Annotated in this window: 14 protein-coding genes; 3 read left to right on the top strand and 11 right to left on the bottom strand. The window is 38.0% G+C overall.

Annotated features, from left to right (window positions below; translation table 11 throughout):
- On the bottom strand, positions 1-1,418 hold a 1,418-nt coding region (locus EO120_RS02245; protein WP_241234852.1), incomplete at its 3' end, for a hemagglutinin repeat-containing protein.
- A gap of 252 nt (positions 1,419-1,670) precedes the next feature.
- Here EO120_RS02245 and EO120_RS09360 point away from each other — a divergent pair.
- Complete coding sequence (locus tag EO120_RS09360; protein ID WP_420906947.1) at positions 1,671-1,871, top strand: transposase; 201 nt, start codon at positions 1,671-1,673, stop codon at positions 1,869-1,871.
- Here EO120_RS09360 and EO120_RS02235 read toward each other — a convergent pair.
- The 4 genes from EO120_RS02235 to EO120_RS02225 form a co-directional block, all read right to left on the bottom strand.
- Entirely contained in the window at positions 1,825-2,166 is a 342-nt protein-coding gene (locus EO120_RS02235; protein WP_164725711.1) for a hypothetical protein, read from the bottom strand. The genes EO120_RS09360 and EO120_RS02235 overlap by 47 nt on opposite strands.
- Entirely contained in the window at positions 2,166-7,625 is a 5,460-nt protein-coding gene (locus EO120_RS02230; protein ID WP_241234851.1) for a hemagglutinin repeat-containing protein, read from the bottom strand. Before EO120_RS02230 ends, EO120_RS02235 begins: the two co-directional genes overlap by 1 nt.
- A 150-nt stretch (positions 7,626-7,775) precedes the next feature.
- Entirely contained in the window at positions 7,776-9,209 is a 1,434-nt protein-coding gene (locus EO120_RS09280) for a filamentous hemagglutinin N-terminal domain-containing protein (protein WP_241234850.1), read from the bottom strand.
- Between the two features lie 75 nt (positions 9,210-9,284).
- Positions 9,285-10,982: a ShlB/FhaC/HecB family hemolysin secretion/activation protein gene (locus EO120_RS02225; protein ID WP_127133879.1), complete on the bottom strand. Its 1,698-nt coding sequence runs from the start codon at positions 10,980-10,982 to the stop codon at positions 9,285-9,287.
- A gap of 371 nt (positions 10,983-11,353) precedes the next feature.
- Here EO120_RS02225 and EO120_RS02220 point away from each other — a divergent pair, with 371 nt between their 5' ends.
- Together EO120_RS02220 and EO120_RS02215 are read left to right on the top strand one after the other, a co-directional pair.
- The gene (locus EO120_RS02220; protein WP_127133878.1) at positions 11,354-12,349 is read left to right on the top strand and encodes a sirohydrochlorin cobaltochelatase; all 996 of its coding nucleotides are present in this window, start codon (positions 11,354-11,356) and stop codon (positions 12,347-12,349) included.
- Between the two features lie 87 nt (positions 12,350-12,436).
- Positions 12,437-13,378: an ABC transporter substrate-binding protein gene (locus EO120_RS02215; protein ID WP_127133877.1), complete on the top strand. Its 942-nt coding sequence runs from the start codon at positions 12,437-12,439 to the stop codon at positions 13,376-13,378.
- Positions 13,379-13,497: 119 nt separating this feature from the next.
- On the opposite strand, the gene EO120_RS02210 is transcribed toward EO120_RS02215, so the two are convergent.
- The 6 genes from EO120_RS02210 to EO120_RS02185 form a co-directional block, all read right to left on the bottom strand.
- Positions 13,498-14,277: an ABC transporter ATP-binding protein gene (locus EO120_RS02210; RefSeq protein WP_127133885.1), complete on the bottom strand. Its 780-nt coding sequence runs from the start codon at positions 14,275-14,277 to the stop codon at positions 13,498-13,500.
- 95 nt (positions 14,278-14,372) lie between these two features.
- Positions 14,373-15,368, bottom strand: a complete 996-nt coding sequence (locus EO120_RS02205; RefSeq protein WP_127133876.1) for a FecCD family ABC transporter permease — start codon at positions 15,366-15,368, stop codon at positions 14,373-14,375.
- Between the two features lie 8 nt (positions 15,369-15,376).
- Positions 15,377-16,042 (bottom strand): precorrin-8X methylmutase, encoded by a 666-nt coding sequence (locus EO120_RS02200; RefSeq protein ID WP_127133875.1) that lies wholly within the window; start codon positions 16,040-16,042, stop codon positions 15,377-15,379.
- The gene (gene cobK / locus EO120_RS02195; protein WP_127133874.1) at positions 16,029-16,817 is read right to left on the bottom strand and encodes a precorrin-6A reductase; all 789 of its coding nucleotides are present in this window, start codon (positions 16,815-16,817) and stop codon (positions 16,029-16,031) included. The genes EO120_RS02200 and cobK overlap by 14 nt, the downstream gene beginning before the upstream one ends.
- Positions 16,814-17,503: a precorrin-3B C(17)-methyltransferase gene (gene cobJ / locus EO120_RS02190; RefSeq protein ID WP_241234855.1), complete on the bottom strand. Its 690-nt coding sequence runs from the start codon at positions 17,501-17,503 to the stop codon at positions 16,814-16,816. The genes cobK and cobJ overlap by 4 nt, the downstream gene beginning before the upstream one ends.
- A gap of 29 nt (positions 17,504-17,532) precedes the next feature.
- Positions 17,533-18,666 carry a cobalt-precorrin 5A hydrolase gene (locus tag EO120_RS02185; RefSeq protein ID WP_127133873.1) on the bottom strand — a complete coding sequence of 378 codons (1,134 nt, stop codon included), beginning with the start codon at positions 18,664-18,666 and terminating at the stop codon, positions 17,533-17,535.

Genomic DNA, 18,666 nt, shown 5'->3' with positions numbered 1-18,666 from the left:
AACATATCATCACCATAGAATTTACCTTCAGCTCTAACTGCATAACTTCCATCTGCATTTTTTCTACGAGAAGGATTTCCAGCCTCTTGAGCATAACCTAATGTTGCACCATTTTCAAGTATACGAATTAATTCTTCGACACTGCCATTATTATCAAGATTCTGAAGAATTGCAGATTTTAAATACTCAATTTGACCATCACTCAATTGATTCCATTTAGTCCCATATTGTGCCTCAGCTGCACCTGTTACAGGGGAATAACCTAAACTACCATTTACAGCAGCACCTAGTAATGCACTTAATGATTGAGCTACATCAGGTTTCTCTTTTGCAATTTTTTGAATTTCTCCAATTAATGCTTCATTGGTAGCACCAGCATAAAAACCATTACCCGGTTTATTCCCTGCCATACGGGCAGATACTTCAGCGACTACACCATGGGCTATTGCTTTCGCAGCTTTACCTTCTTTAGAGATTGGATTCCAATTATGTAATTGTCCAAAGGCTTCTTTTGCAAATAACTTAGATAATTCTTGACGTTCTTCAATTTTCTTTTTATCAAAGATTTCATCAAGCTTATTCAAGCTATCTTTTGTATCTCGAGACAAGGTTTGCATATTAAAGTCAGCGTCTCGTACTTCTATTATACTATTTGAAATAGCAGATTTTGTAGTGGAAGAATTAGATTTACTAGAATCTGGTAACAAATTAGGTAATGTGCCTAATGTATTCCACACAGCATCTTTTCCTGCTTTACTAAGGTTCTTAAAATTACCTACGTGATTATAACTCATACCTACATTACGAGACGTATATTCTGCAGTATTTTCAATATCTTTAACATCTAATGATTTAGTGGATAATTTATTTATATTAGAGTCTGCTACACTATCTATAACAGCCCCTCTTAATGATGTTGTTTCAGCCGTGTTAATTACAAATCCACCATCACCTGCATATATACCCGCTTGATCAGTAACACTTGCATAATCACTTTTCATTTTACCTTTGCTTGAACTCATAGATACATTACTTAGAGAACCCGCATTTGTAGATACACTAAACCCTTTATTAGAGCTTTCACCTACATATGTCTTTGTATCTTGTAAGCTTTCAATAGAAAGATTTCCACCTACGTCTGCTGTTACAGATTTACCAACTACCTTGGAACCACTGATATAGGTGTCCTTTCCAGAGGTAATAACAACAACATCTGAACCTACAACAGTAGTACCAGTATGTGTTGTTACCTTTGTATTACTCTTTTGTTTTGCAGCATTAGCACTTGCATCAAAACCTAGTGTACCGCCGCCAGCAACACTAATATTAGCCCCAACAGACCAACCTTTACTCTTAGAATTTTCAAGTTTTTCACTTGTATTTGTTGCTGCTCGTAAAGATACATCATTAGAGGCCACTAATTTGACTGTTTTACCTGAAATTGTTTCACCAACAGCTTTAATATTCGCATGAAATAAATTCTCTCATATCTTTTTGACATATCTAAAACAGCTTCACTTACCCCAAATAAACGGAAAATAAAAGGACGCTATAGTTCTAAACCATTCAGTATATACTTATCACTGAAGATTAGACTATGCGTCCTTTTACAGCAGCACCTAGTAGATTTTAGAAACGTGGTCGTCTAAACACCCTAAGATTACGAATACATTATCCGATATTACTGTTTTATTCACTTTTTAGACTTTCCTGAATCCATTAGACCGTCATTATATTCTAATAATCTAATTGAAGGATGGAATAAACACCTAAAAAGACGTTTACACAAAATTATTGACACTCCCCTCAATAACAAGGATATAGTTAATAATAAATCAAAATGTATAGAAAAATATATAAAGCTATCATAAATATCCAGGAGTATAAAGCCCCTTTATATAGCTTTTGATGCTTTTGAGTTTTATCCTCATCATAATTCTCACTACTTGGCACAAAATACATTCCTATTAAAGAAATACCGATACAAATTAGCCACCAAAATAGTAAAATAAATGGAGATATCAGTTTACTCAGCAATACTAATCCACAACCGACAATAATAGAAACCGTTGCAATAACTCTAGCTAAACTAAGCTTACCTTCATGCGTAATAAGTTTGTATATGAGAAATATAATCCCAAATATTATAATCAAATCTTGATACATTACTTATCTACATCCTTTTTCAAATTAAATTTAATTTCATCTTTAACGCGATCGCCAAGTGTTGCTCCAGTAACACCAATAGCAAAAGCACCTGCAGGACCAGCAGCAAAACCTCCAACAAAACCGCCGCCAATTCCAAGTCCCACAGGAATTAAATTAGCACTCCAAGCTTTAACTAGTTCTCGACCACTGTACATTTGGTAATCATTTCGCATATCGTTAAGTAAGAAACCTATTGAAACAGGCCCTCCAACTTTCGCTACAGTTCGAGTAAATTTTGATGCGTTCTCCGCATAATACACATATCCAACCCATGGTTGATTTCCTACCTCTGATAATACATTTTGAGCAACTGACTTTCCTAAATCATCTTTAGTCCAAACAAATCCAGGTTTAATTATAGTCTTAGGAGTTATATTTTCATTACGCTTAACAAAGCCTAATTTCTCTCTATCCAACGGAGTAAGATCTTTGTCATAATATCGTCTAATTCCTATCGATTTAAATATAGAGCTTCGTCCATTACGTGGTAACCCAAAAGTTTTAAATGATGATTTATAACCTCTATACCCATTTTCATTAAGATCTAAGGTTGGTAAATCACCCATTTTAAAATAATACCCATGCCGTGCAAACAAAGCTCTTACAGCATTATAATACTCTGATACCTTACTAGGATTATTAACACCGACTTCATCCTTAATTATTTTATTGTGTAATGCATACATCTCATCAAGAATTTCACGAGCTTGTTGAAAATAAATTTTTTGCCACTTCGCGTCTATCGCTTCGCGCTCTTCATTACTTTTTGCTTTTGAATATTCCTGTTTATATAATTTTATTTGCTCATGTGTCAAATAATTATTCTGTGTAGCAGATAGTGAAATACCGGCGCCTAATGAAGAGTGCGAAACTGTATTACCTAAGATTGCACTAGCAATTTTATATACATCAGAATTATCAACATACTTACCATTAGCGTCTGCTGTACTATTAGGATGTTTAGCTAATTCTTTAGCAATAGCTCCTACCATCACCTCGTTAGCACTAGATACTGTAAATCCTTCTAAGCTAGAGCCTCCAGCCATATTAGAGACTACTGCACCAAAACCGCCATGTAAGGCAACTTTATAAATACCGCCATCTTTCCATTTATCAGCTTCTTTTTGGTATCGTTTTTTTAGAGCTTCATCAGTAGTAATGGCTGCTTTTTCTTCATACTTCTGAGCTTGCTTCATTGCAATATCCCCAATTAATTTAAACCCTTCGTCAGATACAGCGTTAACGTACTCCATACGTTCTTTTACATCAGCCTTATCAAATATAGGTTTAATACTATTGAGTGCATGTTCAGTATCTCTATTAATAGTAGTAAGTGGTTTATGCTCTACTTCTACCAATATATCATCACTAATAGCAGATTTTGTAGTAGATTGGACCTCATCTGATACTGGAATAGAAACTACCGGAGATAGTCCCAACGGATTGATTTTACCGAGAACACCCTTTGCTGTCAATCCAGATGCGTTCATAGCTATCCCAGACTTTTTAGCCTTATACGAAGCTTCATTATGAATATCTTCCATAACAAGAGATTTGGTAGACATCTTATTTTTTTCAGGTGTAGCCTTACTAGTTATAGTGGCACCTTTTAATGTTGTCATATTGCCAACAGCAAGATTCATACCATCACTACCTGCATGAATACCAGATTGCTCTGTAACACTTGTATAAGTACTATCAATATTGCCTTTTACATTAATACCATTAATCGTAGGTTGAGATATAAAATTTGCACCAGATATAGATAGCCCCTTACTCTTGGATGTTTCATGATAAATCTGACTGTCTTGTAAGCTTTCTACAGTAAGATTATTACCTACATTCGCTGTTACACTTTTCCCAGAAATAGTAGAACCGGTAAGGTTCGTATCATTTCCACTTGTAATAGATACCTTGTTAGAACCTACAACATGTGTACCAGTATGAATAGTACTATCTTCTATGCCATTCTCTGTTCCTTTATAAGCTGACGCCGACCAACCTACGAGCCCGCCAGTTCTCATACCAATATTGGCAGAAACATTCCAGCCACTAGACTTACTATTTGTTTCAACACGTTGCGTATTTGAACCGGCCTCCAAATTAATAGTATTTGAAGCAGTTAGTTGTACGGTCTTACCTTTAATTTGTTCACCAATTGCAGTAATATTACCTTTAATTGAATCTGCACTATTAGCATGAAGTAAAATAGTTCCATCAGAATCAATAGCACCACTAGAATATGTATAGCGTTCTAATTTCGATTCAGCTACACTTTTACTTGATCCAATGCCAACTTGTATATTAACAGCTCTATCTACTGCTCTATCAGTGGCTCTATCAACAATTCCTTTATTCTCTTCTAAAGTAGTTCGTTTTTTCAATAAAAGCTCTTGTTTAGCCTTGAGCTCTGCTAACTTAGTTGAGTCAGTTTCTGGTGTATTGACTATATCAGCATTGACACGTTCCAATTGTGAATTAATAGCTCTCATTTGGCCATTATAACTTCTATCAACAATTTGCTTTGCTTCACCAATAGCAAAGAGTAATCGATCTATAGACTGTTTACCTTCTAATGATTTAAAGCGACTGTTTCTTCTATCAGATGCACTGTGTTGTTTTTTTACAGCACTATCTATTTTTTCAACAACACTGCCACCTAAACTTACCGTTAAACCAGAGGACTTTCGCTCATGACGCTCCTCTTGTTTATATACGTCATCTTTACCATCTAATATAATATCTTGAGCTACTATGACAACACCATCTTTGCCTACCGCATTTGTGGTAGTCAAATGAACTGTATCACCAGCTTGTACAGTAACCTCACCATCAGTAGATCCTAAAGTAGTAGCTTTATGAGTAGTTTCATCGATATAGTAGTTATCTTTCGATTGTTTTTTACCAATCATGATACCCATGCCGGCCCCCATAATACCAGATTTTTTTACATCTTTAGATGCGGTACTTAGCGTATGCTCTGCTGCTGCATCAGTTATTACATTATGACCTGCTAATACAGATGTTCCAGCAGTACTCACTATATTAGAAGATGTAAGTGTCACATCGTTATTAGCACCCACCACTACAGTATGACCACTAAGTGTGCTCATTAATGCATTTTTAGATTCATCATTCGTTTTGATCTTAGTTTCTTTTTTATTAAGAAGGCCTTTTTCTTTGTATTTTAACGCAAATACATCTTTAGAATCACTATAGCCATTTTCAATGGATACATCATGTTCACCAATCACTTTTACAGCACCAGAGTCACTGCTAACGGTCAAATTACGAGCCTTAATATCATGTTTAGCACCAATAGATATATCTCCACCAGCTTCTATTGTCGTTCCCAGCTCAGTTTGACGATAGGTTCGTAAATAATTATCGCCATCTTGAGTCATATCTTTTTTGCCTGTAAGAGTATCTGTAGTACTATTAATATCACGTCCAGCTGTAATAGTGATAGCCCCTTCTTTACCTAATGCTTCAATAGTTGCACCACCTAGGTTTACGTCATTACCAGCAGATACGATCATAACGCCTGTATCACCGGTTACAGCAATACCCGCCGTTTTATGTAAAACATCTTGGTTTGTTAAATGCTCAATAGAATTGTTAAAAGTGATATTCTCTTTTGCTTGTAATCCTACAGCATCACGACCAACAATTTGACCTTGTTGGTAAATAATTGTATCCGATTGCAAACCAACTTTGTCTGCATTAATATGACCGCTATTAATAATATCTTGATCAGATGCAAGAACTACTGTTTTACCTTGAATAACACCTTCATTATGAATACGTTTCTTTGCATTCATAACTAATGTATTAGCACTAATTAAGGTTCCGTCAGTATGTAACTGCAATCTATCACTTTGTTTAAGGTATACTTTAGGATAGATCACCTCAACAGGTTTACCCTCTACCATAACAACATCTTTTACAAGCCAGACCATATCACTAGTGAGACTAGCTGCTTGTTCTGCCGTCAGCGCTACACCTGGAACAATACCATGTTGTTTGGCGTATACAATACCGGCATCCATTAAAGCTTTAAATTGACTTTCATCATCTGTATACCCATCAAGAAATCTATACCCTGTTCCAGATACAATCTGATTTCTAACTAAGGTCTGCTCATACAAGCCATCGCCTAGTCGTTTTTCAATATTCTCAGGCTTTGTTTTCATCTCTTTATACATATAATCGGATGATAAAAAGACTTTTTTATTCGTAAATTGCGGATCTGTTTCAACTACATAGTTAGCAGTGCTTTCAGGATGTATTCTATACAAAGATTCTGTAGGCAATGCCAAAATATTAGTTCCTGCTGTTGGTTTAGATACATCATTACTGCTATCTTGTGCAAATGGATTTAAGAAGTCTTGTACCTCTTTGCGGTGATTAGCCCCTACCTCACCTTTTGCCTTACCATTTTTGTCTTCTTTCTTAGCCACCCCAAGTGATATTGGATTTTCTTTATTCACTTGTGGAGTCATAAATACTTGACCCTTATAACCTCTTCGTCTAGATTTATGTGGCCATTTTCGTTTATAGGTATACGATGCTTCTGTGGTACCAAATATATTAGTCACTTCTTGATTTTCTTTTGCTACTTGATTAATAGCACCCATAGTGGTTAATGTACCGCCTACAACCATTTGACTATTTTCATTAGTTCCATTTCCGGTGAATGACACATCTCCACCAAAGCGTACAACACCTGGTGTACTGTTTTTAACCTCTTCGTTAGAGGTCATTGTTTTAGTTCGAATTATAGTATAATCGTCTATTTTTTCATTAGCCACACCAGAAATCTGTTGGTTATATAGTTTAGCCTTTTCATTATGCACTTTGATTTTATCATTTAATGATGCCAAAATAGGCTTAAACTGTGCATCCCATGCCTCTTGTTCAGGACCTGCTGCTTGAGGACGCTCTGTCGTCATAGATGTAATGCCAAATTCCTGAAAAATAGGGTCATCATAGGCATATGATGGTACTTGTGTGCCAATATATTCTGCCGGAATTGTTTCTTCGCCAGCCGCTTGCTCTTCAGGTGTAATTTGTTCTATAGTAACATATTCTGCAGCATCATATATCGGCATCGGAGCAGTATTGCCACGATTATGGTTTGCACCATAACCACTATTTAAAGAGCTAAACTCAGACTCTTTAAAAGTCTGACCATGCTCACTATGGTTTTTATCTGTAATTAAAATCTGATTTTCTTGCTCTGTAAGCATAGCATCATTACTTGCCCCAGAAAGACCTTTTTCAATTTCAGGACTAACACGTTTAGCTGTAAAAGAAGAGTTCTTATTCTGATAGTCTTTACTTCGGATGATACCCTTTCCAATTCCTTCAATAGTACCACCGATATTGTGCAATGTGTCTCGACCATCCAATGTCATAGTGCCACCACTATACACAAGAGATTTTTCTCTATTTAAAATAGAGTCCGCCTCAATAGTTACATCTTCTCGACCTGCAATGGTACTCCCTTTATGAGCAGATAATTCCTGTTGTACTAACTTAACAGCTTTAAGTTTTTCATCATATACTTAAGATAGTTCTTTGATTCGGTTCAAATAGTTATCTTGTTCAGTTTTTGATGTAAAAGCTGTAGTATCTACAGCATAGGCTGCTTCAAGCTTATCTTCTGCTGCTTTCATATCTGCCATAGCCGCATCTAATTTAGATTCTAACGCTACATTCTTGCGGTTTTCGAGTACCTTGGTTTGTATCGCTATCTTCCCACCATAAATGCGACCATTCTCTGTATTATGTACTTCTTTACTATTAATTGTTGTAGTATCACCAGATACAATCACTGCGTCAGTATTACGAACAGTACCAGTCTCAATAGTCAAGGAACCATTACCTGTTAGAGCACCTTGAGTATTAGCACCAGCGGCTATTGTATTTTTGTTAGTTAAGTTTTCTTTTACCTTAACATGTCCATTTTTAACGGATGTAATATGCCCTGTATTACTTAACTCTTTTGTTTCTAAACCCAAGTCGCCACCAGAAGCAATTGTCTTTGTATTCTGTATAGAGTTTGCTTTAGCCACGAGACTTGTATCGGATTGAAGTGTACCATTAACAGATAAATGACCATTAGCATCCACTGAAACAGACTGAACCCCTGCAACTACGCCATTCAGATTAACACCTACACCAGCTTCGGTACCAACCATAGTAATATGATTTGCATACATCCCACCAACTGCAGCCACATCTAAGCCAATAGTTGGCTTTGTTTCAGTAGACGACAAATCTAAAGTTGTAGCCTTTAAATTCTTGGCGTCAATATTATTTTGTCCGGTACGAGTATTAAGTTTGTTTGCCCAAACACCTGCATTTACATCAATAGTTCGTGCCAAAATAGACACAGAATCTGTACTTTTCCCATCAAGGCCTTTACCTTCAATAGAGACTTTGCCTTGTTCTACACGGTAATTTTGTAAATTTCCAGCACCATCCAATTCTGGTCTACCTGTAGTTAACACAGCATGCTCCGTATTAAGGAAGCCCCCACCATTAACGGTAATGCCGTTAGGGTTAGCAACCACAACAGATGCTTTTTGCCCCGCCACTTCTAAATAACCATTCATAGATGTCGGTGCATCTGATGTAACTTGGTTTACGATAACCTTTGCAGTACCATTCACCATGTTACTATTACCTTGCACATAACCAGCAAGTTCTGTTTTACTCGTTACATATGAGTTATTTAAAATAGCCCCTTGTTTCTCTACATTAAATTGATCATATTTATTCATAGAGACGCCACCATTAGTAGGGGCCGTCACGTTAACTAGTGGAATCTGATTAGCAGTTTCCTGAACTAACGGTCGTTCAGTAATAACAGCATTATTATCCGGCATAATTGGTGCAGCCAATACCATCGATTGAGATGCTACAAATACTCCAAGGGTTAGCCAAGACATTATCTTTCGTCCTAGCGTACGTCGTTCTTGATTTGTTTTACACATACAACTCTCCAATTATATAAATACTAGCTCAACACATGCTAGTTCAACACATATATAGTCATAATTATATTGAGATTAGAATCTGTACCCTACGGTAAATCCGCTATAAAACTTCTTCGTATGATATCCTTCCGGTTTATATAAGGGGGTACTAACAAATGCATCGAACAATAAACCTGATGCATAGTTACCTCGTACACCAAGCGCAGTGCCTGCAATAGTTCTGCCGACTAGAGCTTCTGTACTTTTACCATATATAGCCCCAACATCAAGACCAAGATATACTTCTGTATTAAGGCGAGGAATAACAGATGATACTTCATTACGCACATACCAACCACTATCGCCCATAAGCGTATATTCGCCATCGAAGCCATAGACACTATATCGGTTACCAATATTTATAGTGTCTACGCTATACAGTCTTTTACCACCTTGCACCCACTGTCCATGGAATGAAGAGGTAAAGGATGCAGGTCGATGGCCCATAATAAATGGTTTTCGATAATCTACATCTACAAGCCACATATGATATCTAGATGTAGGACCACCCATGGCAACAGAAGCCTTATGTTCAGGTTGTGCGCCAAGTGCACCTATTCCCCATTGAAATCCTAAACGAGAGTACAGCGTAGCATTCCCAATATATTTACGGTTAGAAACACAAAACTCCATTGAGGTAGTACGTAATGCTTGCACCGGAATTTCCATATCATTGATAAAGCGATGATTATGACGTGTACTGATAGAAATATCAAAGGCACGTTTTTCACGTTGTGTACGCGACCAAACATGATTCCATTTCGCCTTCATAGTAGTGGACTTACCACTATATGTGAAATCATAAGGATTGGACTGTATCATTTGATGATATCGTGATTTAGAAAAACTAAAACTAAAGGTATCCTTTCCATGAGGTATAACATAATTAAGACTGGCTGCACGAGTTCCTTTTATACTACCTGATCCACTAAAATCTCCTGATAATGACATAGTAAATGTATCATTAGCTCTAAAAACTTGATCAAAAGAGGTAGTAAAGCTACCTTGATATATCCCTGTTGATTCCAGACCACTATTATCAATACTAATCGATCCATGTACTGGCTTTTCTTGTTTGATTGACAACTCAATAACAGATGTACCTATAGCTTTACCTGGGAGTAACTTCATTGTCACGGATTGAGATGATACACGTTTCATTTGCTCAAGACCTTGTTCAATATCACGGATATTAAGTATATCTCCAGGTCGTACAACTAAGGCAGTTCGCCAAGGTCCATGAACCGAAGACTCACTATAACGAATGTCTTCCACTCGACCAGGTATAACCATTAATTGTAATATTCCATCATTTAAATTTTGTTCTGGAATATAGACTTGAGATGTTACAAACCCCTTATCCAATAATTTACGTTGGAAGGCATTACGAATATTAGTAATATCTGATACAGTTACATTTTTTTGCTTATACTTATGGGTAAGCTTATTTAGAAAAGATAATTCTTTAGGCATACCATCTAACTGTATTTGTTTAATATAAAAAGACGCACCATTCTTATCAGAAGGTACGTCTATAAGTGCCGGCTCACTAACAACAGTCTCTACACGCTCTTCATCTAAGCGTAAGCTACGTTCACGTTGAGCATCACGGTCTTGTTGTAATTGCTCTTGTTGAATCATAGGTATAACAGGATCAGCTGCCTGAACCATTAAAGGCATAGATAGACTATATATACCTAAACTCAGAAGAACTAAGTGTTTTTTATTCACGAAACTCTCCTATAAACATACTCTAACAATACTAATCATGACAAATTCATGAAATACGTATCACCAGAATAACATAATTAATTTTTTTGTAAATAGTTTTATTCTTAAATTGCAATATGAAATTGATTAATTACTTACTAATCAAATGTGCCACTAGTATTTATAGCGCTATAATATTTTTTCATATACCACCGTCTATTCATATATATTAGGATGTCATTAGGTTCGCACAATACAACATCTATCAACTTCAGAATACACCTACCGGTATAGGGTTTATTGACACCACTATCCCCCTTTGTTACGATTACCTTGTAGTTTATACACATTAAATCTGTAAAATTAGTTTTGTAGATTATGAGGTGAATCACATGTACAATGTAAAAAAATCCTTAGCAGTTTCTGCTGCATTAGCATGTCTATTAGGTATAGGCGCGCCTGCTGTAAGCCACGCAGCGTATCAATTAAACGAAGAAGTTAAAAATCCTACGCCTGCATTAAAAGAAGCATCGACTATTGGGCTTCGTGTGCATAACACTGAATCTATGCAGAATTTAGCGAATAAGGATGCTATCGTAGTCATGAGTTTTGGCACTACTTTCAAAGATACTCGTGCAAAAACTATCGATGCTACAGTAAATGCAATCCAATCCGCGCATCCTAATACCAAGGTAGTAACTGCTTTCACCAGTCACATCATTCGTGACCGCATTCAAGAAAAAGAAGGCATTACCTACCCAACCCCAGAGGAAGCATTGACTCAATTAAAAGCAGACGGTTATACACGGGTAGCACTCACTACATTAGATATTATCCCTGGTATGGAGTATAATTACGATGTGGCAGTGTACAATTTGTACAAAAATAATTTCAAAAAAATGACTCTTGGCACACCATTGATGTATTGGATGGGACAAGAAGGTCAAGCCGATGAAGTTATGGAAACTGTGAAAGCCGTATCATCTCAATTCCCTAAACAAGGCAAAGATGATGCTATTCTCATCATGGCTCATGGTACACCAGACCCTTCCAATGCGTACTATTCAGTTATTCAAGATCGTGTCGATATGGCAGGCCTTAACAATGTATTTATTTACACTGTAGAAGGGACTCCTAATCTTGAACAAGTAATTCCACAATTAAAAGCAAAAGGAATTAAACATGTTACATTGATGCCATTCATGATGGTAGCTGGTGACCATGCTAATAATGATATGGCTGGTGACGAACCAGATTCCCATAAATCCATTCTTGAACAAGAAGGTTTTAAGGTAGATACATACATACACGGTCTTGGTGAAAATAAAGACATCCGTAATATCTTCGTAGAACGTGCTAATGAAGCATGGGATGCATTACAAAAATAATTTTTCTACCTAGAGTCTATTTACATAGATTGTAATCTACCCTATCTACTTTCATTACAATCAATATTTGTCCTCAAAGGAGACACTATGAAAAAACTACTGCTCAGCAGTATCGCTTTGGTCATGGTCGTTCTCGCAATAGCTGGGTGTGGTAAATCCACATCCAGCTCTTTTGCGACTACAAAGGAAGTCGATTTTAAAGGTGACACCTATACGGTACCAAAGGATCCGCAACACATTTCTGTTCTATCCAATTCCATTCTATCCATGTTGTACGCCGTTGACGGTACCGCTATTAGCCGAGTTACAACAAATGATACATTACCAGATAATTTAGAAAATTTACCATCTGTTGGTCATACAGCGAATATCAATATGGAACAACTCATCGGATTACATCCTGATGTAGTGTTGGGTCTTACGAGCCAACATCAAAAATACGAATCCCAATTAAAATCTAGCAATATACCGACAATCTTAATCAATTATGAGGGCATCAACGATAATGTACCTCTCCTTGCCTTTCTAGGTGAATTGACGAACCATCAGGATAAAGCAAAATCTGTCATTACCAATTATGAAAATAATATTAACAAAATAAAAGATGCTATCAAATCACAAACACCTGCTCGCGTTGCCATATTGCGTGCTACTGGCAAAGGTGTCACTGCCGAAACCGACAACGCTATTACTGCCTCTATGGTCAAAGAGCTAGGTATGACAAATGTGGTCAGTAATCATTTAGCTGGTACAACGACGGATAAAACAGTTCCTTACTCGCTAGAAACATTAGCCGCTGACAATCCAGATATCATCTTTGTTGTTACCATGGGAAAAGAAGCAGACATAACAAAGGCTATGAAACAATCCATGACAGATAATCCTGCCTGGAACAATCTCAAAGCTGTACAAAATAATCGTGTCATCTATTTACCATCTAAACTATTCCTACTAAATCCAGGATTGCAAACACCAGAGGCAATGGCTAGATTAGTGAAAGATGCATACGGGATAGATGTAGCATTTTAACTATTTACCCCTTAATATTTTGCTCTAACAAAGAAGAGTGTACGATAACTCAAATCGAGATATCGTACACTCTTCTTTGTTTACTTTTATGATAGAAAGTCCTCGTACTAAAGGTTACATTATACAAGCCCTTGAATTTTTACGTATGCTTTATTATCCGTATATTCAATGACACCATGTACATTGAACACATCACATAGTAGTGACTCAGTCATCACCTCATTAGGTTGTCCGCGTTTTACTAATCGCCCATCTTGAATAACAGCCATATAGTCAGAATATTGCATGGCTTGTGTTAAATCATGGAGCACCATAAGAACAGTTAAACCTTGTTCTCTATTTAGTGTTTTCAATAGTTCCATAATTTCCAATTGATGATTGATATCCAAATACGTCGTCGGCTCATCTAATACCAATAATTTCGGCTCTTGTGCCAATGCCATAGCAATCCATACACGTTGACGTTCACCACCAGATAAGGATGGAATTAATTGCTCTCGCAGATGAGTTGTTTTAGTAATATGCAGTACTCTATCTACAATTTCGCGGTCTTCTTTAGCGGTATTTTTCCACCATTTTTGATACGGATAGCGTCCACAATATACTAGCTCTTCTACGGTCATATCTTTTGGCATATCCGGTACTTGTGGTAAAAAGGCCATTTGTTTTGCTAATTCATTTTGTTCGTACCTATGTAGAGATTTACCAAAAATCTGTACATGTTCAGAAGGGCTAGAAATATAACCAATCATAGTGCGTAATAAAGTACTTTTACCACAACCATTAGGTCCGATAAGTGTCGTAATTTGCCCCTGTGGTACGGATAATGTAATATTCTCTAAAATCTGGCGATGTCCTAATGTAACAGACACACTATATACATCAATAGCACTCGATATACCTTGCTCATTTGGCAAAAAATAACTATCCTCATGTATTCCATTTGTAAACTCAGTCTCAATTTGCATACGTTTTTTTGATACTATCTGATCCATCATGCATCCCTCCGTAGCAAATACAAGAAGAACGGCGCCCCAAAAAAGGCCATAATAATACCTACAGGAATTTCAATAGGACTTAATACCACACGCCCTACAGTATCGCTAATGACGAGAATAAAGGCACCTAACAGTGCAGAACCAGGCAATAAATAAGCGTAATCATTGCCAATAATAAGACGTAATATATGTGGTATCACAAGTCCCACAAAGCCAATAAGACCGGCGATGCTCACTGCACCTGCAGCGAGCAGTGCTGCCACAGCCGTCATCATAAATCTCGTTTGTTCTACCTTAAGGCCAAGCCCCTTCGCGGTTTCATCACCAAGGCTCAATATAGTAAGACGTTTAGCCCCCATGCAAGCAAAAATAAGCCCCACTATAGCATAAGGCAACAAGACCTCCACTTGAGGCCAGCTGCGCGCTGCAAGCCCCCCTACCATCCAGAGCAATGCACCTTGTACACGATCTCCAAAAAATACGAGAAGCGCCGAAATACCAGAACCGAGGAATGCTGATACGGCAACACCGGCTAAAATAATACGACTTGGGCGTATGCCATTTTTCCAGGCCAATGCATATACCATAAGAGCCGCACCCATGGCGCCTAAGAAAGCAACCATCGGCACTAAGTAGTCATAACCAGGAAATAAAATTAAAATGATAACCCCCATAAGACCCGCACCAGATGAAACACCGACGATTTGTGGATCTGCCAAAGGATTTTTCATAACTGCTTGTAATATAGCACCCGACGTAGCCAAACAAGCACCTACTAATGCGGCCACAATATTACGAGGTAATCGAATATTCCAAATAATCTGTGATGCGGAATCCGTCAATTCACTAGCCCATAATGTGTGCCAAATATCTCCTAAAGATACTGTAGTAGCGCCAAAGACCAAAGAGATAAACATACTAACTACGAGTAACGCAACTAGTAGAAAAATAACGGATATTCGAAATAGTTTCCGTTCATTTATTGAGTGCATAGGAACCTCTATTTAGATTCTTTACCTTCTACAAATAGCATATCATTGCGTTTTACATCAGTGTAAAGCAACGCATTACATACAGATGCCGCAATTGGGCTACCACCCTTGTTACCTTTTACAGTGATATAAGGTACTGGAGATACTTCCATTAAATAATCTTTTGATTCTGCAGCACCTACAAAACCTACTGGAATACCGATAATAAGAGCAGGTTTTACCCCCTCTTCGAGAGCGAGGCGCAATACTTCGTATAATGCAGTTGGCGCATTACCGATAGCTACAATTTGACCTTCTAATTGTTTTCCAAAAGTACGCATAGCCGCAATAGAGCGTGTTACACCCAATTCTTTCGCCATTTTTGCGACAGCCTCATCTTTAATAAGACAATGTACTTCGTTACCGCGCAATTTTAATGCTGGTTTACTGATGCCGGTACGCACCATTTCAACATCTGTATAAATAGCAGCGCCTTTATCTAACGCTTCAATACCTTTTTGTACTGCATCAGGGCTCATACGAACGAGCTGCGCATATTCTACATCACCTGACGCATGGATGGTACGAGATACTACACGCACTTCATCCTCTGTTAAACCTAAATCCTTTACATAATCGTAAATGATTTCCATACTTTTATCTTCAATGGCTTTCGGATTTTTAACGTAATCCATGAGTATCCTCCCATAATTTGAAAAATTCATCATTTGACGATACCACCGGGCTATCAATGAGCACCCGTGGTCGATCGATAACGACAATATGAATACCAAGATCCATGGCAGCTTGTAATTTTGTATCTGCACCGCCTACAAGACCAGAATTTTTCATTACCACTACACTGGCCTCAGTATCCTTAAACATAATGCGATTCATATCATACGAAAATGGCCCTTGCACGGCAACGATATGTTTTGGACTCACTTTTAAGTCTTCCATCATGGTCAACACCTCTGCAGTGGGCAAAATGCGAGTCCACACATCACAATCTGTTAAAGCCTCTGCATGAGCAAAAATATGCATCGTTTTACTACCTGTAGTAAGATACACGCGACTATTTTCAGATTTCGCTAATTGGCCGGCTAAAGCGGCTGCCTCTACTTCATCAGTTACAATGTGTAATTTATCGTATGCTGGTAATGGTACCTCTTTACGTTCAAAACGAACGAAAGGTATCCCCATCTCCTTTGCCGCCTCTTGCGCCGTTTGGGTCACAATAGCTGCATAAGGATGACTAGCGTCGATGAGAGCGCGTACATTATGTTCTGTTACAAGTGCCTTCATAGCCTCTTTATCCAGCCGCCCCGTATGAACGGTAACACCGTCATGGGCTGCTAATTGTGCACCATATTGGCTTACCACGGTAACGAGGATGTCTTCACCTGTTTTTTCTTGAATATCTACCGCCAAGGTGCGACCATCAAGGGTACCGGCGATAACCCAAATCATAATTTATAGCCTCGTGGTGTAATCATACGGCCATTTTCCACATAGGTTTGGCTATTGCCAATAATAACCAATGTTTGCATATCCACTTCTTCATTAGTAAAGTTTTCTAAATCGGAAATAACCATATGTTGGCCTGGACGACCTGCTTTTTGCACAATCCCTACTGGAGTTTTAGGATCGCGATATTTCAACACAATCTCGCGTACTTCATCAAGGTGAGTGATACGTTTTTTACTACGCGGATTGTATAAAGAAATAACCATATCCCCTTGAGCACATAAATCAGCACGTTTCTTAATAAGCTCCCACGGTGTCATTAAATCACTAAGGGAAATAACGGCGAAGTCGTGCATTAATGGAGCGCCTAAAACAGAAGCAGCCACATTAACAGCGCTCAGACCAGGAATAATATCGACTTGTGGACGCTGTTCTGCTGGCACTTTGTTCGCCAATTCCAATACGAGACCAGCCATGCCATAAACACCGGAATCACCAGAAGATACAACAACAACTTTATGTCCTTCTACAGCAAGATCTACAGCTTGTTGACAACGATCCACTTCTTGCATCATCGCAGTACCTACAGTTTCTTTGCCTTCAATAAGATCTTTAATCAAATCAAGATACGTTAAATACCCTACAACGCGATCTGCTCCGAGAATGGCTTCACGGGCTTGTGGTGTCATAAATTCTTCGTCCCCAGGACCAATGCCGATTACTTTGATGTAACCTGTGCAATGGCTATTGTTGTTTTCGGATATATTGTTTTCTCTTGTATTAATGTTTGGCTCTTGGCCGCTAGTAACGCTGTCGTTTCGCATACGTTTCCTACTCCTATCGTTCCTTTTACAAATGTAGACTCATGTAATTTTTGTTGTTCTATAATGGGTTCCATCTCTTCTTGTTCATAGAATTTGATAGGCCACCCTAATTCTCTCATCGCCGTCAGTAATCCTACTTCGTCTTGTTTAACAATAACAGATGCCGCTGTTAATAGACTTTTTGGTGAAAGCTGATGTTGTTCTAATGATTGTGTTATAGCCTCTAATATGAGTTCCTTCGGCGTATCTCGGCGGCAACCAATGCCCATGGTGAAAGTCTTAGGCCTCAAAATTAGCTGGTGAGACGCTGTAGGTATGATTTTATCCGTCACCACTACGCAGTGTGACCTACTATTCTGTAACATCTGCACAGATATCTTATCATCAACTAGATTCACCTTAGCTTCGTCAGATGAACAGTCAACAATAAAACCATACACTTTACCATGTTTCCCCACATGCTCTCCTGCAGACTGCATAAGAATTGCGCTATTAGGAATACTTTCATCAATATAATAGTTCACCTGTTCGCCAGCCACGACGGCAGAATTCACGGCGATGAGTGTGTTGAAATCATCAACTGTTAACTGTTCATTACGAGCCCACACATCTGGGGCAGGTAATCCATTCACATCGGTAGCAGTAGTGATAACTGGATCTGAGTCGATAGCGAGGGCAATAGTGGTAGCCCATTCATTAGCGCCTCCTAAATGGCCAGACAACAAGCTAATAGTATGATGACCTGCCTCGTCCATTACTACAATAGCAGGGTCCTTTGATTTATGTTCAATATACGGAGCAATCATACGCACTACAATACCTAGCGCCATAATGCACAGTACTTGATCATAGGTTTTAAAAATATCCCCCATATGCGGTTTCAATGAATCAAAATAAATAGCCTCACCGCCAGATTCACGACCCGTTTTCTCATAGCAAACTGCATGAGGCGCCACCAAAGCTTTAATACGCTGCCCTAATTCGGCACCACGCTTTGATACAGAAAGAATAGCTGTTTTTATAGCCAT

The organism is Veillonella caviae, from assembly GCF_003992125.1.
GTDB lineage: Bacteria > Bacillota > Negativicutes > Veillonellales > Veillonellaceae > Veillonella > Veillonella caviae.
The sequence above is the reverse complement of the archived record's forward strand: the minus strand, read 5'-3'. Positions and strand labels throughout refer to the sequence as shown.

Excerpts from the sequence above, each read along its gene's own strand:
- EO120_RS02230 (WP_241234851.1), bottom strand. The coding sequence starts at position 7,625 with ATGACATTGGATGGTCGAGACACATTGCACAATATCGGTGGTACTATT.
- EO120_RS02185 (WP_127133873.1), bottom strand. The coding sequence starts at position 18,666 with ATGGCTATAAAAACAGCTATTCTTTCTGTATCAAAGCGTGGTGCCGAA.
- EO120_RS02220 (WP_127133878.1), top strand. The coding sequence starts at position 11,354 with ATGTACAATGTAAAAAAATCCTTAGCAGTTTCTGCTGCATTAGCATGT.
- EO120_RS02200 (WP_127133875.1), bottom strand. The coding sequence starts at position 16,042 with ATGGATTACGTTAAAAATCCGAAAGCCATTGAAGATAAAAGTATGGAA.
- EO120_RS02215 (WP_127133877.1), top strand. The coding sequence starts at position 12,437 with ATGAAAAAACTACTGCTCAGCAGTATCGCTTTGGTCATGGTCGTTCTC.
- EO120_RS02205 (WP_127133876.1), bottom strand. The coding sequence starts at position 15,368 with ATGCACTCAATAAATGAACGGAAACTATTTCGAATATCCGTTATTTTT.
- EO120_RS09280 (WP_241234850.1), bottom strand. The coding sequence starts at position 9,209 with ATGTGTAAAACAAATCAAGAACGACGTACGCTAGGACGAAAGATAATG.
- EO120_RS02235 (WP_164725711.1), bottom strand. The coding sequence starts at position 2,166 with ATGTATCAAGATTTGATTATAATATTTGGGATTATATTTCTCATATAC.
- cobJ (WP_241234855.1), bottom strand. The coding sequence starts at position 17,503 with ATGACACCACAAGCCCGTGAAGCCATTCTCGGAGCAGATCGCGTTGTA.
- cobK (WP_127133874.1), bottom strand. The coding sequence starts at position 16,817 with ATGATTTGGGTTATCGCCGGTACCCTTGATGGTCGCACCTTGGCGGTA.